Here is a 23567-nt window from a genome sequence, read left to right as displayed (position 1 = left end):
TATTTATGAGGAAACATAGGGATATTTTTCTAGCATTTTTTAGGATAGCCATGCTTGGTTACGGCGGTGGACCAGGATCGATTCCTCTAATTCATAAAGAAGTGGTAGATAAATATAAATGGATGAGTGACGAAGACTTTGGGGATATTTTAGCTTTGGCTAATACATTGCCTGGTCCGATTGCAACTAAATTAGCTGGTTATGTCGGGTATCGTGTTTGTGGAATTTGGGGAATGTTAAACGCTGTTATGGTTACCATTCTACCAACGATTGTTTTAATGATAGTCCTGCTTACTTCATTATCATCAATCGAGGATTTACATTGGGTTTCTGGAATGACTGCAGCTGTAATACCAGTAGTTGGTGTAATGCTGGCAGTGTTAACGTGGCAGTTTTTCCATAAGGCTGTACAGGGCATGGGCTGGATGCAGACGATTTCTATGTCAGTTGTGATTTTTGTGTTGCTATATTTTGCAGGTGTACATCCTGGGATTCTAATTGGGTTTCTACTCATTGCTGCTTTAGTTAAAAAAGATAAATTGGAGCAAAAAACGAAACAAGATGTCAGGGCTAAGGAAGGGAGTTAACAATGAAATATTGGCATATATTTTTAGCCTTTTTTATCCCAGGAATCCTTGGCTATGGTGGTGGACCGGCTTCCATTCCACTTGTAGAAAATGAAGTTGTAAAGCGATATGAATGGATGAGTGTCCAAGATTTCAGTGAAATGCTAGCACTGGCTAATTCATTACCTGGGCCGATCGCAACGAAAATGGCAGGCTATATCGGTTTTGATGAGGGAGGTATTTTAGGTTCCTTGATTGGTGTTTTTGCTGCTGTTGCACCTTCACTTATAATTCTGATTATGTTATTAGGTGTACTTTATAAATACAAAGATTCCAGTAAGGTAAAAAGATTAACTTTGTACGTACGCCCGGTTATTGCTATATTACTTGGTATTATGGCATGGCGTTTTTTCCATGAGTCGTATGTAGGTATTGGTTTTTGGCAAACAGCTTTAATTATAATTAGTAGTTATTTATTAATTGAGCGAATAAAGGTTCATCCAGCATTTGTGATTGGTGTAGCTCTTCTGTATGGTGGATTTTTATTGTAAATCTGATTATATTTCATGGAATAAACTAACTTTATGGCGCAATTGGAAAATAACCCCTTGGAAGTGGACAAGCATAGGAGGGGTTATTTTTTTTTGACTTAATAAAAGTAATTAACATCCCCAAGTGGAACTATTAACGATAATATACTCTATATCAATAGGCAATAACTCTCCTTAGGGAAAATCCTATTCTTGAAAATCAAGTCAACAGATCGGAGCAGGAAGCTGAAAAAAGATTGGATTAATGCTAAAATATTATTAAGTAAGAACGTATGTTTACGTTATTCTTTCTGGAATGGAGGATATGTATGCAAAAATTTGTAGCTATTTTAAAGGGTAAAAAAAGGGGTGAACTTAATAAGATTTTATTAATTAGGCACATAGAGCATCTAAAAAAACTGAATGAAGAAGGAAACCTTTTCATTTGTGGACCATTTAAGGACAACGATAAAGCTATGCAAATCCTATTATGTGAAACCATTGAAGAAGCTATAAAGCTAGTAGAAAGTGATCCGTTTATTAAAGAAGGGTACTATGCTACTTACGAAGTAAATGAGCTAATTGAAGCGAAAGAGGAAAATAATTGGCTAATGGAAATACCACAAACTAAACATAATTTAACAAAACATTGATGTATTTATTCAATACTATATCCGTCTTTATTCGTTTGAATCAGGATTGAAATATAAAGATAAGATTGGCGGAATGTGTAATGAGGATTAGTCAAAAGGAAATTTGTAGTCGTAATTTACGCTATATTATAAGGTCTGCAGAAGAGAAAGATGCGAAGAACTTGTCTGACGTAAGAGTACAGATTGATGGCGAAACGGAATGTATGGATAGAGAGAAAGGCGAAGCGTACATAGACGAAGTGGGTTTTAAAAAGATGATAAAGGACGATACAGAAAATGAACGTAACCTATTTTTAATTGCCGAGGTTAATGGGAGAATTGTAGGTTTTTCAAGGTGTGAAGGGAGCAAGTTAAAAAGAAGTTCACATAAGGTGGAATTTGGAGTCGGTGTGTTAAATGAGTACTGGGGATACGGTATAGGAAAATATCTTTTACTAGAATCTATTAATTGGGCGACTGTAAATGAAATTAAGAAAATAACGTTGAATGTTCTTGAAATTAATGATAGGGCTATTGAGCTTTATAAGAAATATGGCTTTGAAGTGGAAGGTATTTTAAAAAAAGATAAAATTTTATCTGATGGAAATTATTATAATACCATATTGATGGGAAGGTATAATGGAGATTAGTAAACATACAATTTTATGCGGAAATGATTTAAGTAAATCAAAGGAGGGGAGACGAATGAAGATTAAAATCGGAATATTATTAATTATTTCCTACTTAATCGCTTTTGTAATTAATTTTTTACCATCAATGAAGTATCCTGATGCAAATATAAACCTAGTAAACTTGCTTGCTACTATTCTATTGTTGGGAGTATTAATAATTTTTACGAACAAAATGAGGGGTACTAAAAGAAGTCCTAAATTATTGAGGATATTTTACATATTTGGCATTATAGCAGGTGTACTGGTTTTAGTATTAAAAATGTTGGAGGATTACACACTTAAATACGCAATTTTGGATATTATAGCTTCCATTCAATATCCATTATATGTATTTTTTACAACACCTTTCTTTGGCGCTAATATGCTATTCAACGTTAATTATGCTACATTTGCAGTGTTCACATCATTATTTTATATGTTGATGTTAGTGTTAATGGGCATTGTTGGAAATAATAAAGTCAAAAGCAGTATATAAGTTGCGATCCTATCAATCAAAAAAGCACCTTCAAATTTTAGATAGTGTCTAAAATTTGAAGGTGCATTTCATATGCGGTCTCATTAGCTATTGCCTCATCCCCCGAAAAACGCGTTTATGTGTGAATGTGTATATGGTTAAGTAGATTGAAAGGAACAGTAACGGTAAACTGATAAATAGCGGTATTAATTGCATTAGCCCTAGTATATTAAGAAAAAAAGCAACAACTGTCATAAGTAGAAACAAAAATGGTAATAGATCTTGCATAAAACCACTCCAATCACAAAATAGAATTAACATAAAGATCATTAAATTATATGAGAGCAGATGACAAATTAGAAGCGTTGTGTTATGAAGTGTGACATTTTTGTGAAACTATGAGCATACTTATTGAATAATTAATATAGGCTTGATATAGTAAGGATGTGGATGAGTTACCAAACAAAAACCCCTTTGTTTGACCATGAAACTTTCTCCCATCCCCTTTGTTTAGAGCAAGGACATATTATAGTGAAGGATATACGCTGCCCCGTATATCCTTCTTTGTGTTGTACCGGATCCCAACCCCATAATATAAAGTAACCGAAACTTAATTAAATTATTGCTTAGGGTGAGCGTGCAATAATTTTGAGAGAGCGCACAATAAACCCGAGTGACCGTGCGATACCCTTGAGTGACCGCACAATCCCCGGATAATCGTGCGATAACCTCGAGTAACCGCGCGATAACCTCGAACAATCGTGCAATACCCTTGAATGACCGCGCAATCCCCCGGATAATCGTGCAATAACTTCGAGTAACCGCGCGATAACCTCGAATAAGCGTGCAAAAACCTGAACGACCGCGCAATCCCCCGTGCAAACGCGCGATAACCTTGAATAACCGTGCAATCCCTTGAATAATCGTGCAATACCCTCGAGTAACCGCGCGATAACCTTGAACAATCGTGCAATAACCCCAAATGACCGTGCAATAATCCCGTGCAAGCGCGCAATACCCTTGAATGACCGTGCAATAACCTCGAATAACCGCGCAATCCCCCGAACGATCGCGCAACCCTGTACGAATGCACAACCCCCAACCAATCCTAACAAAAAACCCTCCAATCCAGAGGGTTTCACTTTCCTATATATTTCCAAAACACGCCATACTTAACAGGAATCTTTTCAACGGTTTGTTTTAATTGTAATTTTTTCATTTCCTTTTCTGCTTTAGCAGTGGTCCAGTCATAAACAACTGCAATTTCTTTATTTCCGACGACTCCATATAATGCGATAAACTCTTCAATTGGAGGTTTTTCTGCAGGTGTGGGATCCTTTTGAAGCATTTGCTGTAATACGCGTACATAGATATCGTATGGGTACAGTCCTGAAATTTTTATGCCATGCTGCTCAATTTCTTGATTAAAGAATACAATCGTTGGAATATAATCAACTTCCATTTCATGCGTAAGTTTCACATCACATTGAAATGCTTTCTTGGCGGATGGTGAATATAAATCATCTTTGAATTCACGTATATCCAGGTTTGCTTCCTTGGCACATTGAATTAGGACATCTTCATCTGTAATATTTTTCTTCATTAGGAAGAGGTTTTCTTGTAGCTTGCGTAAAAAGACTCTGCCGGCTTTTTTACCTTGAAGTTCTGCAGCCTTTATCGCGAGTGATGCAATCCATGGGTGGGAGATCGGGTTTTCAATCCATAGATCTCCATCACAACTCATACCAGTTCGGCTAGCAGTTTTTTCCCAAATATCTTTTAGCTTTTTCGGTTTATCAAATTTATCTTTATTTAATGTATTTAAATGACCACTGATTATCGGTCTAATCGTAAAATAGTTTCCGTACTCTATCGAAAGCTTTCGTAAATATGGTTCTAATGACCAGCATTCGGGACAAAGTGGGTCAATGAAAACGTAAATCTCAATCGGTTTTTGCACATAATCATAAAAGCTATATTCCGCCGATGTGTTTGATTTGTGTGAGCTTGCTAACTCAGTTTGATTCCAACTCACATCGAATTCTCCTTTCTATTATTCCGGTGTATTCATCATATGGTGTGCAGTCATGGTTAATTTTTCAAATATAGCTGTCCGATAGGGTTCCTCAATTTCAGCTTCTTCAAGTGCTTTTGCCATACATTCCAGCCATGCATCTTTTCGCGTTGGTGTAATTTCAAATGGTAAATGTCTTCTTCTCAGCATGGGATTTCCGCGTTCTTCGGAATATAATCTTGGACCTCCGAAAAATTGTGTGAGGAACATTCGTTGTTTTCTTGCTGTTTCGGCTAAATCCTCAGGGAAAATCGGTATTAAATCAGGGTGTTTTCCAACTCGTTTATAAAAGGCTGTTACAAGCCGATCTATTGAATCAAAGCCTCCAATGGCTTCAAACATTGTACCAGGTACTGTCATGTTCTTATTCTCTCCTAAGACGTTTGTATACATTGTAGCAACGTATCATTCATTTCGGCAATTAATCTGTTTGGACTATTGACTTTGGATCACGACAATGATGCAAAAAATCGCTTAATTTTATTTGGTGTGTCTCTTTTATTTATATTATTTTTTATTAAAAAGTTGTTAAAAAATTCACTGCCAATTGCATCTGTTGGTGCTTCAATTTCCAACTCGTAATCTGCCGTGTCATTGTACATACTATAGTCGAGAACAAGAAGTACATTTTCGTATTCGATTTCCCGGCGAACAGTTGTTAGTTGACCACAGTAGACTAACGCATGAATAGGAATATTCAAGTTCATAAGTTGGCTGTTTATAGTAGTATCCCGTTTATTTATTTTTCCATTAATCATTTCGAGTGCTTCTTCTTTCGAAAGCGGTGCATGTGTCTCCAATAAACCGTTCGGATGCGGTTCTTTTAAGGTTAGGACGAACTTTCCATTTTTTTCACGAATTCGTAATGCACATCCATGTTCTTTAAGCGAAAAATCGTTTGTTTCAAAATAGTAATTTGTTTGTTTAACCCCATTCTTGGGAAAAGGATAATTGTGTAAACATGCGTCAAATTCATCTTTTGTCAATAAGTTTTTATACTCAATTTCTATTTCTTGTGTCATTTAGTAGAAACCTCCATTAACTCCTAAATTGGATTAGTATTGATTATGGACAAAATTGGTTAAATATGCAAAAGTTATCCATTAAAAGTATATTTTTTTGCTGATGTAAGCTAAGTCCAGCACCTGACGGACTTACAGAAAAATCCCTGTACGATAAAGCTAGAGAAACTATGGGGAAATGGATTAATCAAACCTCCACATGCTATTTTAATTTCCAAGATCACCTATAAAGCCCGAAAACACGGAATTCGGATCATCATTACGAAGGGCGAGTAAGTGGTGGGAGTAACCATGTTATGGTAAAATAGATAAGGCTATAGTCGTACATGCATACATGAAATATAGGTGGTGGAAAGATGAATTGGGAGGCAGTACTTGCACCGTATTCACAAGTTGTGGAAGAGCTTAAAGTAAAATTAAAAGGAATGCGTTCACAATTTGAATACGAATCAAGACATTCACCAATTGAATTTATTACTGGAAGAGTTAAGCCGGTCACAAGTATTATCGAAAAAGCAAAACGAAAGCACACCCCATTAGACAAAATCGAGGAAACCATACAAGATATTGCTGGAGTTCGTGTTGTTTGCCAATTCGTTGACGATATTTATACAATTGTTAAAATGATTCGATCGCGAAATGATTTAACCATTATTGAGGAAAAAGACTATATTACACATAAGAAAGACAGTGGATATCGTTCCTATCATATGATTGTTCACTATCCTGTTGAAACCATACATGGTGAAAAAATTGTCATGGCGGAAATCCAAGTCCGTACACTGGCAATGAATTTTTGGGCAACCAATGAACATTCACTTAATTATAAATATGAAGGCAGAATCCCATCTGAGATAAAAGCGCGATTACAACGTGCTGCCGAAGCGGCGTTTAAACTTGACGAAGAAATGTCGAAAATAAAAAATGAAGTTCAGGAAGCACAACGAATTTTTCATCGGAAATAATCTATACATATTTAATTCATGTCAATGAGGGGGATGGCTAAAGTGAAATTTGCAATCGTATCAAAAGGTGATGAACGGTCAAATAAAATTAAAGCAACAATGAAGCAGTATTTAATCGATTTTGATTTGGAATATTGTAAAGATGAACCAGATCTCGTCATTTCTGTTGGTGGTGATGGAACGTTTCTGGAAGCATTTCATCGTTATGTACATCGATTAAAAAATACAGCATTTGTTGGGGTACACACTGGTCATTTAGGCTTTTATGCTGATTGGATCCCCGATGAAGTGGAAAAATTGATTATTGAAATTGCTAAAACGCCATTTCAGGTAATTGAATATCCATTACTAGAGGTAACGATTCGGTCTAATACAGGTGGACAGGAAGATAAATATCTTGCTTTAAATGAAGCTACCATTAAGACTGCTGATGGTTCAGTTGTGTTTGATGTGGAAATTAAAGGGGAACACTTTGAGACGTTTCGTGGTGACGGCCTCTGTTTATCGACACCGTCTGGTAGTACCGCGTACAATAAAGCACTTGGTGGGGGAATTATCCACCCATCACTCGAGGCAATTCAGCTGACAGAAATGGCGTCCATCAACAATCGTGTGTTTCGGACAATTGGTTCGCCGTTGATATTACCAAAACACCATACGTGTTTGTTGAAACCGATTGTGGATCGAAGTTTTTTAATTGCAGTGGACCATTTTACAGAAACGTATACAAATGTAAAATCGATACAATGTCGTGTAGCAAAAGAGAGAGTTCGATTTGCTAGGTTTAAACCATTCCCATTCTGGAACAGGGTTCGTGATTCCTTCGTTGCGGAAGAGAACAATACACGAAAAAAAGACTCCATTTAGTAGGTGACTTAAGTGCAATGGACAATCAAGAAGGAACATGAGGGCATGCTCATTCGTGACTATTTACAACAGGTACATGGATTTTCCAGAAGGATTTTAAAGGCAGTAAAGCTGGATGGGGGACAGATTCTTGTTAATGGTGTTCATCAAACGGTTCGTTATCGTTTAACGGCATATGAAGTACTCACCATTCAATTCCCACCTGAAGAAATAGGAACGTTTATGGAACCGGAAGCTATACCGCTATCAATTGTATACGAAGATGATGCCGTAATGGTCATTGATAAGCAGGCTGGAGTGGCAACTATCCCGTCACTGCATCATCCCACTGGTACAGTTGCGAATGGACTGTTAGCTCATTATGCGAAACATAATATCCCCTATACGATTCACATTGTAACTAGACTTGATCGTGACACATCTGGTTTGTTGCTTGTGGCCAAGCATCGATACAGCCATTCGATTCTCGCCACACAACAAAAATCTAGGCAAATAAAGCGGAAGTATCGTGCCATTGTCGAAGGTCATCTTTCACAGAAAACAGGTACAATCGATACACCAATTGATCGAAAAGAAGGTTCCATTATCGAACGTACTGTTGTTCCATCAGGGAAACGAGCAGTTACCCATTATGAGGTGGTTGATGAATCAACTAGTAATTCCATGGTCAATGTCGTATTAGAAACTGGGAGAACCCACCAAATTCGTGTTCATTTCGCACACCTTGGTTATCCACTTGCTGGGGATGATTTGTATGGTGGATCATTGAATCGGATAAAGCGGCAAGCGTTACATTGCTATGAAATTTCCTTTGAACATCCAATTACAAAGGAAGTCTTGCATTTTCAATCGGCGATTCCAGACGATATGAAAATCATTCAAAATGAGTAAATTTCTCCTCGAGAAAAGGCTGTTTTGATGGAACAGATACGATTTGTTCTTCAGGCAGACGAAATGCGGTTAAATCCTTGCCGAAGACGCAGCCTGTATCAATGTTAATCGTCTTTTTTACCAAGCGTGGCTCTAAGACTGGTGTATGCCCATAAACGATCCAGCGAGCACCTTGGTAATATTTGGCCCAATCTCCACGGATTGGGCGACCATCCTCATCAAATTTACCAGAGACATCTCCATAAAGTACAAACGATTTTACCTTTTTATCTGTCCTTCCAATGAACGATTCCTTAATACCCGCATGTGCAACAATTGCATTTACTTCAGGGATTTCCAGATAAAGTGGGGCACTTTCATACAGACGCATGAACTGCTGCTTAACTATTTCCTGTTCCGATTGTGCCAATGTTTTATATTCAACTACCGTTGTTTCTAATCCATGTTTTTGTTGTACCCTGTTCCCTAAAAAATAACGATACAGCTTGTTACAATGGTTGCCAGGAACATACTTTGCTTTCTTCCGTTGCAACACCATTTCACAAACAAGCTTTATCACTTCGATGGATTTTGGACCTCTATCCGTAATATCCCCAAGGAAAACCGGAATTCTGCCCTCCGGATGGATAAAGATATTAGTTTCTTTTTGATAGCCCAATGTATAAAAAAGATCATGTAATTCTTCAAGACAGCCATGTATATCACCAATAACATCTATTTTCATGTGGATTTCACACCTTGTTTTTTTGTTATATTACTCTTACTATGTATCAAATATGTATAAATAAAACTCCGTGGCTACAGAATGAGCCGTCGGAGTTTTTACGTGATTTGATAGTGTGAATGGTAACCGCCAATTTTTTTCTATTCAAACATGTATTTCTTTGTTCTGGAATGAACATTTAACACAATGCCTATTGCTAACATATAGGTTAGTGTAGAGCTTCCGCCATAACTTAAAAATGGAAGGGGGAGTCCGGTAATTGGTAATAGCTGAATCGACATCCCAATGTTTTGGAAAATTTGATAGGCAAACATTCCTATTAGACCGGTTATAAGATAACTACCATATTTATCATTACTTAATAATGCGATATGAATTAAACGATAGATTAATAAGAAGAATAGAGTTACAACAAGGCTTGCACCAATGAACCCAAATTGTTCTGATATTGCTGTGAAAATCATATCGGTATGACGTTCGGGGATATAGACTTGCATGTCGCCGATTCCTTTACCAAATAATTGACCAGAACCAATCGCTAGCATCGCACGTATTAATTGAAATCCAGCGTCAGAATTCTGTTCTGGATTAAGCCAACCGTAAAAACGACTGGACACATGCTTAAAAACAGATTCCTCAAGAAAGTCCGCTATCGGTCCAGGAAACAAGTACCACATTGCAATTGCTCCACCGACAATAAGAAGAACAATAAGCAATCCTGAAAAAATTATGCGCCATTTAATCCCCGAAATGAGAATTAAGCTTCCAGTTATCGCTGCGATTACTAAAAATCCACCTAAGTCCGGTTGTACAGCAATTAATCCCATAGGTGGGAGTGCAACAGCTGCTATTTTTAGTAATAACAATAAATCACTTTTCATTGTACGCATTATATATTTTTCGTTATGCATAACCAGAATATGGGCAATTGTCAAAACGAGTATAACCTTCATAAACTCTGCTGGTTGAATTGTGCCTAATCCAGGAAACTTGAACCAGCTGACTGCACCGTTTGATTCATGGACAATAGCTGCTGGAAAACGAAAGTAAAGCATTAGTAATGACGTTATTCCCGCACCATACAAAATCCAAGTAATCTGACGGAAACGGTCATAATCAATCAGCATCGTACAAAAAATGAGAATAGCACCGCCAATATACCATAATGTTTGTTTTAACAGAAAATGTGAACCATCATATTTTGCCGGTAAAGTAGGTTCGATTGTGTGTAGTGCAAATAAACTAACGCACCCTAAAAGTAGTACGATAGAAATTAATGTATAATCTAAATTCGATTTAATCGTTTGATTGCTCATAAATTTTTCCATACTTTCTGTATAATCTTGTTTGACTAGAATGCAAAAAACTCTAATCTCAAGTTTACACGAAATGAGTAATTTTTTTAAGTGTTCCTTGAGTTATTTTTATATTTTGTTATTGAATAGTGTTTTACTGAATTTCAAAAAGGTAAAATAAGCTGTTAGCGCACGTGAAAAATTGTGATAAACTGTTGTACGAGAGGAAGTGTGCATATGGAAAATACGAATGAACAAATTGAACATCTAGTAGTAATTAAAACAGCGTTGGTAAATGAAGACATCGATGAATTTCGCACAGAATTTTTAAGTTTGCATCCATATGATCAGGCACAGTTCTTTATGGAACAATCACGTGAACTACGCTTAAAAATATATGCTTATTTATCACCTGAAGAAACTGCAGAAATTATGGAAAACATTGAATTAGAAGATACGGAACCGTTTTTCTCAGAAATGGATCCACGCTTCGCTGCAATGGTTTTTGCGGAAATGTCAACAGACGATGCTGTTGATATTTTAAATGAGTTGGAAAAGGATAAGGTCGCAAGCTTTTTGACGATCATGAACAACGAAGACGCAGAAGAGATTAAGCAATTGTTACATTATGAAGAAAAAACTGCCGGGAGTATTATGACAACCGAGTTTGTTGCATTGTACAAAACATATACTGCCAAACAAGCAATGCAGCATTTAAAAATGGAGGCTCCTGATGCCGAAACAATCTATTATTTGTATGTTATTGACGAAGATAAGCGATTGGTTGGCGTGCTATCCTTAAGGGATTTGATCATTGCCGATGATGATACGCTAATTGAAGAAGTTATGGGGGAGAAAATTGTTTCCGTATCGGTGGCCCTTGACCAAGAAGAAGTTGCACAAATGATGAGAGACTATGATTTCTTAGCGGTGCCGGTTGTTGATTTCCAACAGCATTTGCTCGGAATTATTACGGTCGATGATATTTTAGACGTTATGGAAGAAGAAGCGGATGACGATTATTCCAAGTTTGCTGCAGTATCTGATGTTGGTAGACCAGATGAAAACGCATTAGTTTCAGCAAAAAAACGTCTGCCATGGTTAATTATTTTATTATTTTTAGGCTTGTTAACGGCAAGCCTTATTGGGAGATTTGAAGAAACCCTCGAGGTAGTACCATTCTTAGCGATATTTATTCCATTGATTGCTGGGATGGCTGGTAATACTGGAACTCAGGCACTTGCTGTTGCTGTTCGTGGTTTAGCAACAGGTGAGTATGGTGAACAAGGGAAGGTAAAACTTATATTGCGAGAAGCAGGGACAGGGTTTATAACAGGAACAGTATGCGGAGTTGTCATTACGGTCGTGATTTATTTATGGAAAGGTGAAATTTTCTTAGGAATCCTTGTCGGACTTTCCATTATGGCAACGTTAATAGTAGCAACATTAGCGGGATCACTCGTGCCAATTCTTATGGACAAATTGAAAATTGACCCAGCAGTTGCATCGGGTCCGTTTATTACAACAATCAACGATATTATTTCTATTTTAATCTATTTTGGTATGGCAACAGTGTTTATGGACTTATTAATAGCTAATTAAGGGAGCAGCTCTTTTTAGTTTGGGGAAGAGAAATTTAGAATGGTCAGGATATCGAGGTGATAGCCAGAACATCAGCCCGAGAGCCGAAACATTAGTACATCAGCCCGAACGCTGAAACCCATGAGCCCGAGAACTAAAACATCAGTTCGAAAGCCAAAACATCAGTCCGAGAACCAGAACATGCTCCCTAAAATCACACCAAAACACATTTCCCAATCTGGGTTCATATAATGGTTTTGACGAAATGTATAAAGGAGAGGTTAATCGATGGCTGAAAAGAAATTGGCTAGATCCCCATTGTTGTATATCCATCAACCAAATGTTGATATACCTGAAGCTAAGATGCAGTACGACTACATGACTCCGAAAGCTGCTTCAGATACGCAAACGAAGCTAAATGATAAGCAAATAGAAAATGAAATACAAGAAAATAATGAAGACAATGATGATGAGGAAGATAAGAGATCGTCAAGACGTGCAAAATTCAAGGAAATGACTATTGATGAGAAAATCGATTATTTTGTAAATATGCCAAGTAGTTTACCGAAAATGAAATGTGAAGTGAAAACGGGAGAAAGATCCTATCGCGGTATAATTAATGATAAAAAAGAGGACGACATTTTCATGTTGTCAGGGAGACGCCGTGTGAAAATAGCTGTTGATGAAATAGAATGGATTCGCTTACTGGGATTTTAAAAAAATAACAATAAAAAAACATTGAAAAAGAGGACATTTGCCCTCTTTTTTTCAATGTTTTTTTGTTCTTACTGAGCTTGGATTGCTGGTAAGCATGTTACATGGCAGAAGCAGTCTAGATCAACACTAATGCAGATTCCAGTTGTACGTAATTGACATGTTTTTTGCTTAGTTGGATCTTCCGGATTCTTATCCTTGTCATCGCCATCTCTTAATAGTTCAAGAACTGCGCAGCAATCGTTGTCAACGCGTTTTACGCGGAAGAAGAAGCTTCCGACAACTGCGCCAAAGTCACAGCGGTCGTGATCGTGGCCTCTGTCGCCACCTCTGTCTCCACCTCTGTCTCCTCTGTCGTGACCATGACCATGTTGGTTTCTCGGATCTTCAAATGCTCCGAATCCTTCAAAAGGTTTGCAACCGTCTTTACAGTATAATAGAACTGGCACCGTGTCTAATCTATTGCCATTGTCTCTGTCACCAAGTAAATCATTGATTGACCTTTCACAACTCGTGTCACAGCAATTTTCTACAACATCACTTTGTACGTCTGCTATTTCTTTAAGAATATCGCATACACAGTTACCCGTATCGAAGTTTTTTCCACAACCCATGAATTATTACTCCTTCCCAAAAATTATTGACCTATTGTCTCTAATAGAATATGTGTCTTTGTCTAGTTGGTGTGGGCATTTATCGGAAATAAGTTTAGTAATTAAAAATACATCAGATAAGGGCATGAGTCTATACCCATGGGGAGGAGTCCACATAGACTAATAGCGACCAAGTTTTCTAGAGGGAGTGAAAGAAGGATGTCCGACGAAAGAAGAGAAGACAGGAGAAAGGTAATTCATGTAAGGGATTTAGTTATAAAAGCTGATAATGTTTTTATCGAACCAACAAGACGCTCACATCGTGATCCGTTTTTCGGAGGTAGGCGGGATGATCGAGATGAACGGGATCATCGAGATCATATGGATGAAGATGTTGAATCAGCGAGCCATGAGCATGATCATGGCCATGATCACCATAATGATGACGATAGGGGCGACAGAAGACCATTTTCGTGGATATAATTTTACATGATAAATTAGGCAGCTAACACTAGCTGCCTTTTCTTAAGGAGTTAACTTTATGGACAAAAAACCAAACATACCATGGTTAAAGCATTTAAGGGATATCGAGAAGCATTTGGAAAAAAATGAAAAGTGGTTCCAATACCCCGAGAAAAAAATGCATACGTTTGAAAATGACATGAACAAATGGAATAACGATTTTCTAAAAGGAATCGATCAGATTGAAAAGGCTATCAAAGAACTGGAGAAAAAGATGGATGGATAAGCATATTTAGCAAAAAATATGGGTATTGTTAACTAAAAGGACATAAATTTCAAAACACTTTCGAATAAATATAATATAAGGAGGCGGTTATTTATGGGATATGTTTTACCAATCCAGCACTACCAATATAAAGATTATCAGAATCGTGATATGAAAGTGAAACAAGACCCATTTTATATTGAAAGGCCGTATAAAATTATTTTTGATGCAAAACATCAAGATATTCTCCAAAACGATAATGACGAAGAATTTACTGAACCTGATCATCGGCACCATCAGGTTATTCAACAAAAACCAAAACAACCCCAAGTCGATAAAATTTACGCTGATTTAACTGGCAAGGGAAGGAATTATAGCCAAAGTATTTAGAATGGGCTAAGGGAGTAGAATGATATGAAGGTAGCATTGCTGAACGATACATGTTATTACTTTGATGCAGCTGTGAATATCGGTTATGTCCATCACGGAAATCAAGGCATGTTAATTGATGCTGGAATTGACGATTCTGTAATGAGAAAAGTCTTAAAGCAACTCGAGGCTGGAAATTTGCCGATTACCCATTTATTTATTACCCACGCACATGCCGACCATTATGGTGGGGCTAATTTTTTGCAAAAAAGACGTGGTGTATATACAATTGCCCCGGTATTAGAGGAAGCAGTTTTACGTAACCCCAAACTAGAACCTATGTATCTATTCGGTGGAAATGATCTACTTCCAGAATTAAACAATAAATTCCAGCAAAACAAATCCATCAATGTTGATCAAGTGATTGACAGTGGAGAATATAGTATTGGCAACTTCACGTTCACGGCCCATTTTTTGCCGGGCCATAGTTCTCACCAAATTGGAATCCAAATCGATAACATTTTGTTCGCTGGAGATAGCTACGTTAGCGAAGAAGCGTTACATGAGCATAAAATCCCTTATATAACGGATGCTGATGCGACAGTATCCAGCCTTAAAAAGTTGTTGGAAATTGAGTGTGAAGGTGCTGTACCTGGATACGGCGTCTTTGAAGCCAATTTCAAGGAAACAGTGAGGAAAAATATTACATACCATGAAGAGTTATTGAAGTTGGTTTTGGACAAGGTAAAAACGAAACCTGATGGGATCTCGCATGAGACAATTGTTGCCGACATGTGTAGACATTTTCAGATAAATAGTCCATCACTATCCCAGTGGTTGCTTTACCGAACGACCGTGACCGCGTATTTAATCGGATTGGTAAAGCGTGAGGAAATTACAAGTGTGATAGAAGCAGGCAAGTGGATGTTTAAAACGTAAAAAATACGAGAGGTGCAAAAGCATCACTCGTATTTTTACTTATGATCAAAAGGAAGGACAAAAAGGTTTTTACCTTTTGACCATTCTGCATAAAACACATCACGAACAGAGTTTATGTTTTGTGCCCTTAATTGATTTTCCAGCCAGTTTTCATCTAGTTTTGCTTCCCTCAGATTGTCCCATAACACTTCACCATCATTGATAATTGTCATAGCAAGCGACTCGATTTCTAATGGAATATTCATTTCATACTTTGTTGGAGCTTGATATGCTGGTTTCTTGAGAACTGAAACGGTTCCATCTGTCTCTAAAATAGCATACGCAACTTCCTGAATCGAAAATGCATCTTTCGCACGTAACATATGCTGGAGTTGATTAATGTCTAGCTTGTTCCTTTTCATTTCCTCGCGTATTAATTTTCCGTTATGGATAATTATAGATGGCCTGCCTTCTAAGAAGGCACGTGATCCTTTGAATTTTTGTGTAATGGATTCAGTAATGTACAGAATGACACCACCGACAAAAACGGCAAAGGCAATATCCAATAGATCAGCTTTATCATCAAATATTGCATTTCCAACAAGTTCTCCTAAAATTAATGCTGCAATGAAGTCAAAAGCTGTTAATTGCGTTATTTGCGTTTTTCCCAATATTTTTGTTAAGACAAACAAAGCAGCAAATCCAAATAATATTTCAATAAAAATTGTTGGCAAATCACCCATTGAACATATCCCCTTTAGCAGCAGGATAGGGAATCAGTTGGGACAGTCCCCAACTCCCAAGAACCTACTTTCCCAAGACATTTGTTCAATTAGCATATGCGATATTTTGTAAAGAATACATGTGAAACTGGGACATGGGGTCAGTCCCCCTGTCCCGGTATCAAACAACCAAAAACGACAGTCCGCTGTCAAAGCAACGAACTGCCGTTTTATAATTCTTTAATCATTGTTACATGCGGGATTCCTGCATCGAGGAATTCTCCAGAAACTGTTTTATAGCCTAACCGTTTATAAAAGTTCTCCGCATGTGTTTGTGCGTTTAATTTTGCTTTCGTATAGCCATTTTTATGAATCTCTGCTTCCATAGCTTGAATGAGCTGTGCACCGTAGGATTTACCACGCTCATTTTTCAAGACACATATGCGTTCCAATTTTCCGTACTGATCAACGAAACGCAAGCGGCTTGCTGCTATCGGTTTATCTTCTTGGTAGCAAATAAAATGTATTGCCGTTTCGTCATGCTGATCAAGTTCTTCCTCAGGTGGGACCTTCTGTTCTTCAACAAAAACAACGGTCCGTACATGATAAGCTTGTTCTTTTTCTTGGTTTGTTTCAACTAATTTTATATTCACACGTATTCCTTCCCAAATACAAATGATTCATATACAGTCCATGAACCATTATCAAGCTGGTATAACAATTGGAAACGATCAACTGTGTCTTCAAATTGTACATCTTTCATTTTCATGCTACCGAACACATCTGAGTACTCATCGTGTGAAAGCTTTTGTGCAATTGTAATATGTGGAACAAACGAATATACTTGATTATTTGACAATTTACCTTGCTGCAATTTTTCATTTAGATCAATTAATTGCTGAATCGGTTCCACTTTTAAATAAATCGTATTGGTAACCGGTGCAAACGTGCTTACCTTATTAACATTAATTTTAAAAGGTTCAAATTCATTTGCAATATGCTTCAGTTCTGTGATAATTTCCTGGATCTGATCGTTGTCTGCTTCAAACGCTTCTTTTAATGTAATGTGTGGTGGAATTAGTGAATAATGTGGATCGTAACGCTTTCTATATGAGTTTACTTCGTCTTGGACAGGCTTTGATGGGAAAATAACAATACCGTAATTCATCGTAAAACCTCCTATTCATATTTTTATTCATAACTACGATGATGTAAAAAATGATTTGCGTTTAATCGTGTATGCAGACTTGATTCATTTTCACTACCTATTATTATAACAAAAATATACATAATATCGAAAAAAATTTTTACTATTTTTGCATTTTAGGGACAAAGACAGAGGAAAGAGGTTGGAAATCAGTGGGCTGAATTGGGAAATATCGACTAAATAACCAATTCAGTAATCCAATTACCTTCCTCATAAATGACGGTTAAGGGAAAAATTAATCAAACATTGTCGTCAATGCTCGTTTTAAATCTTTCTGCCATGGCTTCCATGTATGTGGACCATCTAGTTCATGATAAACGTAACTCATCCCTTTTTCCTCTAAGATCTTATGCAATTCACGATTGGGTGTAAGAAAGTCCTGTTTGGATCCGTCTGTTGTGTTAACCTCTGTTTCCTCTGTACCAATTGTGTGATAGATATCAATTGAATGGATATCTTTCGCATCCTTTACAGCGTTCATTACCGTTTCATCGACATATGGTGACTGCATAATGACGTTGCCAAATGTGTTTGGATACTGTAATGCAGTCATAAGTGCAAGTGTACCAGCAAGCGAATCACCCATTAATGCACGTGATTGCCCCATATGATAGGTAGGGAGCAGGTCGTCTAAAAATGGTACAACTTCATGTACTAAAAATTTGATATACGCTTGATTCTGTTCACCACTAGGATGATATTTTTTTCTACGGTCAAATTTATCCTGATAATGAATACCGACAAAAATAGTATTCGTAATCTCATTACTATCATGAAGGCGGTCACTCAACGTCGCGACTCTACCTAATTGATAGTAATCATTCCCATCCTGCATTATACAAATGTGGTATTTATATAGGGGTGAAAATGATTCTGGCTGGTATAATTTTAATGTCATTGTTTCATGTAAATAGTAGCTTTCAATTTGTTTTTCAATCATTGTACCTTTTCTTGGCAATGTGGACACCTCGTTTTATATTAATTTCCCCTGCTGTATGATTCCAAACTTAGTCTATCATGGTAAAAGGCAAAATTCTAATTAGACCAACCTAATTAGATACCTCCCGAAGCTGCCCTTTGTACAAGTTATAATAGCTTCCCTTATGGTCAATTAACTCCTTGTGACTTCCTTGCTCAATAATTTCGCCATGCTCCAGCATGATAATTTTATCAGCCTCTTGAATCGTATTTAAACGATGGGCAATAACAAAACTGGTTCGACCGTTCATCAGCCGTTTTAGCGCATCTTGGATTTTAACCTCTGTAATCGTGTCGATATTACTTGTCGCTTCATCCAAAATCAAAATCGATGGATCAGCTAAAATAGCACGAGCAATCGTGATCAGCTGTTTTTGTCCCTGGCTAATCCCGCTTCCATCTTGGTCAAGGATGGTATCATAGCCATCCGGAAGTTTTTTGATAAAATCATGTGCATTCGCATCCTTGGCAGCGGTCATAACTTCCTGATCAGTAGCATTTAAGCGACCGTAGCGGATGTTTTCCCAAACCGTTCCGCGAAATAGAAACGAATCCTGTAAAACGAATGCCATATGATTTCGCAGGCTTGACCGTTTTATATCCTTTATATCAATATCGTCTAATGTGATTTCACCTTCATCATAATTGTAGAAACGGGAAATGAGGTTTATGATTGTTGTCTTCCCAGCACCGGTATGACCAACAAAAGCAACGGTCTGCCCTGGATGTGCTTCAAAGCTAATGTGTTGTAAAATTGGTGTGTCCTCATAGGCAAAGGAAACATCATGAAACACCATATGTCCATCCGTTTTAGTAAGTTTCCGAGCGTCCTGCTCATCTGTTTCTTCCTGTTCTTCGTCAATTACATGGAAAACCCGTTCCGCACCAGCAACTGCTGATAAGAGAATGTTAAATTGGTTCGATAACTCGTTTAACGGTCTTGTAAATTGCCGTGCATATTCGGTGAAAATAACGATGACCCCAACTGTAATGATATTTTCGACAGCAAGTAAACCACCGACCAGCGCAATCAAGCCGAAACTCAAGAAATTAAGCATGTTCATTACCTTTGGTATAAAACCAGATATGGTCTGTGCCCAAAAGCCAGAATGCTTTAAAGCGGAATTTTTTTCTTCAAATTCGCTAATAACACGATCTTCCTGGGAAAACGTTTTGACAACATGCTGTCCAGAGACAATTTCCTCAACATAGCCGTTCAGCTCACCGAGGTCGTTTTGCTGTAATTTATACAATGGACCTGTACGCTTCGTAATCCACTTCATCGCCAAAAACATAATTGGGATAATAGTCATCGTCACAAGTGTTAAGAGGGGACTTAATATCAGCATGACAACTACCGTGCCAATAAGTGTTAAAATACTCGCAAAAATTTGAATGACCGACTGATTTAGGGTGTTGTTCACATTATCGATGTCGTTCGTAATCCGGCTCATCAATTCCCCGTGCTGCCGTTTGTCAAAATAAGAAATGGGGAGGCGGTGGAATTGACGGAACAAATCCTCACGCAATGAGTAAACAGTGTTTTGAGCAATTCCGACCATCCAATAATTCTGTAAAAAAATCGAAATTGAGTGGGCAAAATAGATAACGATCAGCCATAGTAATAGGACACCTAGACCAGAACTTTCTTTTGAGACGATATAATCATCAATCGCCATTCCGACTAAAAATGGGCCAAGCAGGCTCAATCCAGAGCTCATGACAACCATTAGAATGACAAGGCCTAATGTAGCTTTTTCACGGGCTAAATAGGACCAAATCCGTTTTACCGTAGCGGTAGTGTTTTTAGCTTTTTTCCTTTCTTTTTTCGAAACGCTTTTTAACGGAATCTTTTCATATTGGAAAGGGTGCTTCAGTTGATTAATTGGCATGTGGATACTCCTTTCCAAACTGTGATTCGACGATGTCACGGTACACTTTTGCTTGCTTCAATAATTCATCATGCGTGCCAATAGCCAGTACTTTTCCTTCATCGATTAATAAAATGCGATCAGCGTCCATCGCCGTTGAGATTTTTTGTGTGATCATTAATGTTGTGCAGTGGTCTAGTTTTATTGCTTCAAGCAGACGTGATTCTGTGGCTAAATCAAGTGCACTCGTGCTGTCATCAAGCATTAATATTTTCGGCCGGCGAATGAGTGCGCGTGCTATCGAAATCCGCTGCTTCTGGCCACCAGATAAATTGACGCCTTTTTGTCCAACACGCGTTTCATATTGCCCGTGAAGTTCCATAATCGTCTCGTGAATCTGCGCATCCTTTGCAGCCTGCTGGACTTCGCTATAGGTTGCATTTTCTTTTCCCCAGGCAATATTATCGTAAATCGTTCCGCTGAAAAGAAGCGGGTTTTGCGGCACGTAGCCAATTCCACGACGCAGGTGCTCTAATGTATAGGAAGTTATTGGATTTTCATCTATCGAAATTTTACCTTCCGTCACATCATATAGACGGGGGATAAGCTGAAATAATGATGTTTTACCAGATCCTGTCGCACCGATGATGGCGAGTGTTTCACCAGAATTAACGGTAAATGAGATATTCTGTAAAACTCGTTCTTTTAGCGATGGGTAGGTAAAATCAACATGGTCAAATTCGATTTTTCCATTTGTTACGGTCGTTTGTCGGTCAGCATCCGTATGATTGACTAAATCAACATCCACAGCAAGTACATCACCAATACGGCTAGCGGAAGCCTTTGCCCGCGAAAAGGCGAGCGTAATGAATGTGAACATGGAAATGGACATTGAAACACGTAAAGCATAGTTAACAATTGCAACAATATCCCCGACAGAAGTTTTCCCAGCGAGTACTTGGCTGTTGCCGAACCAGAGAATGAAAATCAAGCTTAGGTTCATAACGAAAAGAAGTATCGGCATCGATGCTTCGACAAACCGGAATGTTGTTCGTGTTTGATTTGCTAAGTCTTTGTTTTCTTTGGTGAAGCGGTTTTCTTCATAATTACGCCGGAGGAAGGCTTTGATCAAACGCATTCCAGCCAGATTTTCTTGCATCACACGATTGACGCTGTCTACACGCTTCTGAACACGTTTGAACATGCGGCTCGCTTTTTTCAGGACCCATAGCAGAAACGTGATAAGAAGCGGTACCGTGATTAAGAAAATAACCGCCAGTTTGGCATTCACCACAAACGCCATGATCACGCCGCCGAGTACTATTAAAGGAGCCTTTACCATAATGCGGAGACCCATGAAAATAGTGTTTTGTAATTGGCGCACGTCGTTCGTGAATCTAGTGACCAATGCCGACGTTGGGTATTGATTTAAGTTAGCAAACGAAAAGCTTTGAATTTTATCGAAAAGTTTTTTACGGATATCATAGGAAAAACGTAAACTTGTATGCGAAGCAAAAAAGGAATTGGTTAGTCCAGCAACAAACGCTAAAAACGCTAGACCGATCATAATGCTGCCCCACATAATAATGGAGTCAATGTCTTTGTGAACAACCCCCTGATTAATCATTTTCCCAAGAAAGAAGGGGAGAAGTAACTCTGTTGCGAGTTCAATCATGGTTAAGCTATATGCAATCCCAATTGGGAGTTTGTATGGTTTTAAGTTCGAGAAAACTGTTTTCAATTTGTGACCTCCGGCTGAATTTTAAGCAATTTTCTTTCTATTATATAGGGAAAAGGAGCTTTTATCGAGGGTAGAGACTTGCTGAAGTTTTAACGTTGTCTACATATAGTTTAGATACATCGTGGTGCTGCTCGGTTGGTATGCTCGGTCCGGGAGATGCGCGATTAGGGTGCGAAGTCGCGCGATTCGTTAGGGTGCTGCGCGATAGAAGGTGAGAGTTGCGCGGTATTATGGGGGATTGCACGCTCGTTCTGAGGAATTGCGCGTTTAAGGTGCGTAGTCGCGCGAAATAAGGAATAGATTGCGCGCTCGTCCGGGTGCTGCGCGATAGAAGGGAGGAGTCGCACGGTGTACTGGTGGAATTGCACGCTCTTGCTGTGGAGCTGCGCGTTTAAGGTGTGAAGTCGCGCGAAATAAGGAATAGATTGCGCGCTCGGTCCGAGGAATTGCACTTCAACCTAAAAAAGTCGCGCGCTTACTGGTTAGAACTGCGCGTTTGACCAAGGAGTTCATGCTTGTTACACTTGGACCAAAAGAAAAACCATAATAACAGCGAGAAGGTAGCATTGATATTAAAATATAAGACCGGTAAATAGTCAATAAGGGTTGTTGTTCATGTAAACTGGATAAGTATTGACAGAGATTGATAGGTTCTATATAGTTAGATTACGATAATTTTATATTTGATTCCGTAGCTCAGCTGGGAGAGCGCCACCTTGACAGGGTGGAGGTCGTTGGTTCGAGCCCAATCGGAATCATTAATTTTTACAAAAAGCCACGTTTGACAACGGTTCAAGCGTGTTTTTTTGTGAAAGATTTTAATTGTTTATGGAACAGGGTTGCGGATTTCCACCAAACAATATTGCGGAACATTACGTCCTTTTATTCGAGTAAAATCCGAGTAAAAGGGCGTTTTTTATGGCGACAAATAAATTGAAAGGAAAATCTGTGAAGAGCAAGTGGCGAATTGATAGGAAGCTAATTGATTCAATTAACGTTGTCTTCGAATATGTTGATGTTAAGAAAATCAATAGACGATTTCAAAATGATAAGAACATCATTCGTGTATACGTTTCCTTATACTTCACGAAAAAGTAAGGGTCGAAGTTTATAAGTTCAAGAATCGATTCATGAACTATTCAAGAAAATTACCAAGACTTTGATTCAGAATATATCTTTCTGACTAATTACGGCAAATCGGTTGACCGCAATATTTTCAATAAGCGGTTGAAATAAAATTTTGAAACCAAACAGGTGCAAAAATTGAAGATACCCTAGTTAAGTTATTTATTCAACTATCGGACGCTAGAGTTTAACAAGGAGGTCGACATTTTATCGATCTTTTTATTTCGGTGAATGTTTCAGAAGATTAGAATTTAGACAACAGATAGCTAGGATATTATGTTAATATTTTACTAAGATGAATTTTGTTGT

General features: G+C 38.0%; 27 protein-coding genes and 1 tRNA gene. 16 read left to right on the top strand and 12 right to left on the bottom strand.

From position 1 onward, the window contains the following. The first annotated feature begins 5 nt into the window (after positions 1-5). The 5 genes from CS937_RS03725 to CS937_RS03705 all read left to right on the top strand — a co-directional run bounded on the left by CS937_RS03725 (position 6) and on the right by CS937_RS03705 (position 2895). Positions 6-587 (top strand): chromate transporter, encoded by a 582-nt coding sequence (locus tag CS937_RS03725; RefSeq protein WP_099157126.1) that lies wholly within the window; start codon positions 6-8, stop codon positions 585-587. A gap of 2 nt (positions 588-589) precedes the next feature. Then, positions 590-1117, top strand: coding sequence for a chromate transporter (locus tag CS937_RS03720; protein ID WP_099157125.1), 528 nt, complete (start codon positions 590-592; stop codon positions 1115-1117). A 308-nt stretch (positions 1118-1425) separates the two neighbouring features. After that, entirely contained in the window at positions 1426-1749 is a 324-nt protein-coding gene (locus tag CS937_RS03715; RefSeq protein ID WP_099157124.1) for a YciI family protein, read from the top strand. Positions 1750-1829: 80 nt separating this feature from the next. Next, positions 1830-2378 (top strand): GNAT family N-acetyltransferase, encoded by a 549-nt coding sequence (locus CS937_RS03710; protein ID WP_099157123.1) that lies wholly within the window; start codon positions 1830-1832, stop codon positions 2376-2378. 55 nt (positions 2379-2433) lie between these two features. Continuing rightward, positions 2434-2895: a hypothetical protein gene (locus CS937_RS03705; protein WP_099157122.1), complete on the top strand. Its 462-nt coding sequence runs from the start codon at positions 2434-2436 to the stop codon at positions 2893-2895. A 1117-nt stretch (positions 2896-4012) separates the two neighbouring features. Here CS937_RS03705 and CS937_RS03695 read toward each other — a convergent pair. The 3 genes from CS937_RS03695 to CS937_RS03685 all read right to left on the bottom strand — a co-directional run bounded on the left by CS937_RS03695 (position 4013) and on the right by CS937_RS03685 (position 5970). Next, positions 4013-4909, bottom strand: coding sequence for a ClpXP adapter SpxH family protein (locus CS937_RS03695; RefSeq protein WP_099157120.1), 897 nt, complete (start codon positions 4907-4909; stop codon positions 4013-4015). An 18-nt stretch (positions 4910-4927) separates the two neighbouring features. After that, positions 4928-5308: a globin domain-containing protein gene (locus CS937_RS03690; RefSeq protein WP_099157119.1), complete on the bottom strand. Its 381-nt coding sequence runs from the start codon at positions 5306-5308 to the stop codon at positions 4928-4930. Between the two features lie 89 nt (positions 5309-5397). Further along, positions 5398-5970: a CYTH domain-containing protein gene (locus tag CS937_RS03685; protein ID WP_099157118.1), complete on the bottom strand. Its 573-nt coding sequence runs from the start codon at positions 5968-5970 to the stop codon at positions 5398-5400. Between the two features lie 356 nt (positions 5971-6326). Between CS937_RS03685 and yjbM the strand changes: the two genes are divergently transcribed. The 3 genes from yjbM to CS937_RS03670 are packed head-to-tail and all read left to right on the top strand — an operon-like array spanning position 6327 to position 8693. Next, complete coding sequence (gene yjbM, locus CS937_RS03680) at positions 6327-6935, top strand: GTP diphosphokinase (RefSeq protein ID WP_099157117.1); 609 nt, start codon at positions 6327-6329, stop codon at positions 6933-6935. Positions 6936-6977: 42 nt separating this feature from the next. Then, positions 6978-7802, top strand: coding sequence for an NAD kinase (locus tag CS937_RS03675; RefSeq protein ID WP_099157116.1), 825 nt, complete (start codon positions 6978-6980; stop codon positions 7800-7802). Between the two features lie 12 nt (positions 7803-7814). Then, positions 7815-8693: an RluA family pseudouridine synthase gene (locus CS937_RS03670; protein WP_099157115.1), complete on the top strand. Its 879-nt coding sequence runs from the start codon at positions 7815-7817 to the stop codon at positions 8691-8693. On the opposite strand, the gene prpE is transcribed toward CS937_RS03670, so the two are convergent. Both prpE and CS937_RS03660 read right to left on the bottom strand, forming a co-directional pair. Next, positions 8677-9417 carry a bis(5'-nucleosyl)-tetraphosphatase PrpE gene (gene prpE, locus CS937_RS03665; protein ID WP_099157114.1) on the bottom strand — a complete coding sequence of 247 codons (741 nt, stop codon included), beginning with the start codon at positions 9415-9417 and terminating at the stop codon, positions 8677-8679. The genes CS937_RS03670 and prpE overlap by 17 nt on opposite strands. A 140-nt stretch (positions 9418-9557) precedes the next feature. Continuing rightward, positions 9558-10733, bottom strand: a complete 1176-nt coding sequence (locus CS937_RS03660; RefSeq protein ID WP_099157774.1) for an FtsW/RodA/SpoVE family cell cycle protein — start codon at positions 10731-10733, stop codon at positions 9558-9560. A gap of 216 nt (positions 10734-10949) precedes the next feature. On the opposite strand from CS937_RS03660, the gene mgtE reads away from it, so the two are divergent. Together mgtE and CS937_RS03650 are read left to right on the top strand one after the other, a co-directional pair. After that, positions 10950-12314: a magnesium transporter gene (gene mgtE, locus CS937_RS03655; RefSeq protein WP_099157113.1), complete on the top strand. Its 1365-nt coding sequence runs from the start codon at positions 10950-10952 to the stop codon at positions 12312-12314. A 267-nt stretch (positions 12315-12581) separates the two neighbouring features. Beyond that, complete coding sequence (locus tag CS937_RS03650; RefSeq protein WP_099157112.1) at positions 12582-13010, top strand: CotO family spore coat protein; 429 nt, start codon at positions 12582-12584, stop codon at positions 13008-13010. Positions 13011-13078: 68 nt separating this feature from the next. Here the strand turns inward: CS937_RS03650 and CS937_RS03645 are convergent, their stop codons facing one another. Further along, a complete protein-coding gene (locus CS937_RS03645) occupies positions 13079-13621 on the bottom strand; it encodes a CotY/CotZ family spore coat protein (protein ID WP_099157111.1) in 543 nt (180 codons plus the stop codon). Between the two features lie 198 nt (positions 13622-13819). Here CS937_RS03645 and CS937_RS03640 point away from each other — a divergent pair, with 198 nt between their 5' ends. The 4 genes from CS937_RS03640 to CS937_RS03625 all read left to right on the top strand — a co-directional run bounded on the left by CS937_RS03640 (position 13820) and on the right by CS937_RS03625 (position 15635). After that, positions 13820-14083 carry a hypothetical protein gene (locus CS937_RS03640; protein ID WP_099157110.1) on the top strand — a complete coding sequence of 88 codons (264 nt, stop codon included), beginning with the start codon at positions 13820-13822 and terminating at the stop codon, positions 14081-14083. A 58-nt stretch (positions 14084-14141) separates the two neighbouring features. Further along, a complete protein-coding gene (locus tag CS937_RS03635; protein WP_099157109.1) occupies positions 14142-14348 on the top strand; it encodes a hypothetical protein in 207 nt (68 codons plus the stop codon). A 93-nt stretch (positions 14349-14441) separates the two neighbouring features. After that, positions 14442-14717, top strand: a complete 276-nt coding sequence (locus tag CS937_RS03630) for a hypothetical protein (protein ID WP_099157108.1) — start codon at positions 14442-14444, stop codon at positions 14715-14717. A 24-nt stretch (positions 14718-14741) separates the two neighbouring features. Next, positions 14742-15635: an MBL fold metallo-hydrolase gene (locus tag CS937_RS03625; RefSeq protein WP_099157107.1), complete on the top strand. Its 894-nt coding sequence runs from the start codon at positions 14742-14744 to the stop codon at positions 15633-15635. A 35-nt stretch (positions 15636-15670) separates the two neighbouring features. On the opposite strand, the gene CS937_RS03620 is transcribed toward CS937_RS03625, so the two are convergent. The 6 genes from CS937_RS03620 to CS937_RS03595 all read right to left on the bottom strand — a co-directional run bounded on the left by CS937_RS03620 (position 15671) and on the right by CS937_RS03595 (position 22133). After that, positions 15671-16357: a DUF421 domain-containing protein gene (locus CS937_RS03620; RefSeq protein ID WP_099157106.1), complete on the bottom strand. Its 687-nt coding sequence runs from the start codon at positions 16355-16357 to the stop codon at positions 15671-15673. A gap of 209 nt (positions 16358-16566) precedes the next feature. Continuing rightward, a complete protein-coding gene (locus CS937_RS03615; RefSeq protein WP_099157105.1) occupies positions 16567-16989 on the bottom strand; it encodes a GNAT family N-acetyltransferase in 423 nt (140 codons plus the stop codon). Next, positions 16986-17504, bottom strand: coding sequence for a YjcG family protein (locus CS937_RS03610; RefSeq protein ID WP_099157104.1), 519 nt, complete (start codon positions 17502-17504; stop codon positions 16986-16988). Before CS937_RS03610 ends, CS937_RS03615 begins: the two co-directional genes overlap by 4 nt. Before the next feature lie 274 nt (positions 17505-17778). After that, the gene (locus tag CS937_RS03605; RefSeq protein WP_099157103.1) at positions 17779-18501 is read right to left on the bottom strand and encodes an alpha/beta hydrolase; all 723 of its coding nucleotides are present in this window, start codon (positions 18499-18501) and stop codon (positions 17779-17781) included. Between the two features lie 91 nt (positions 18502-18592). Then, on the bottom strand, positions 18593-20413 hold the full coding sequence (locus tag CS937_RS03600; protein WP_099157102.1) for an ABC transporter ATP-binding protein: 1821 nt from the start codon (positions 20411-20413) through the stop codon (positions 18593-18595). Beyond that, positions 20403-22133, bottom strand: coding sequence for an ABC transporter ATP-binding protein (locus CS937_RS03595; RefSeq protein WP_099157101.1), 1731 nt, complete (start codon positions 22131-22133; stop codon positions 20403-20405). Before CS937_RS03595 ends, CS937_RS03600 begins: the two co-directional genes overlap by 11 nt. A 685-nt stretch (positions 22134-22818) precedes the next feature. Between CS937_RS03595 and CS937_RS03590 the strand changes: the two genes are divergently transcribed. Continuing rightward, positions 22819-22891, top strand: a tRNA-Val gene (locus tag CS937_RS03590). 160 nt (positions 22892-23051) lie between these two features. After that, positions 23052-23231 (top strand): hypothetical protein, encoded by a 180-nt coding sequence (locus CS937_RS03585; RefSeq protein WP_099157100.1) that lies wholly within the window; start codon positions 23052-23054, stop codon positions 23229-23231. The last annotated feature ends 336 nt before the right edge of the window (positions 23232-23567 follow it).

The organism is Virgibacillus ndiopensis, from assembly GCF_900187325.1.
In the GTDB taxonomy this organism is placed as follows: Bacteria; Bacillota; Bacilli; order Bacillales; family Amphibacillaceae; genus Virgibacillus_E; species Virgibacillus_E ndiopensis.
The sequence above is the reverse complement of the archived record's forward strand: the minus strand, read 5'-3'. Positions and strand labels throughout refer to the sequence as shown.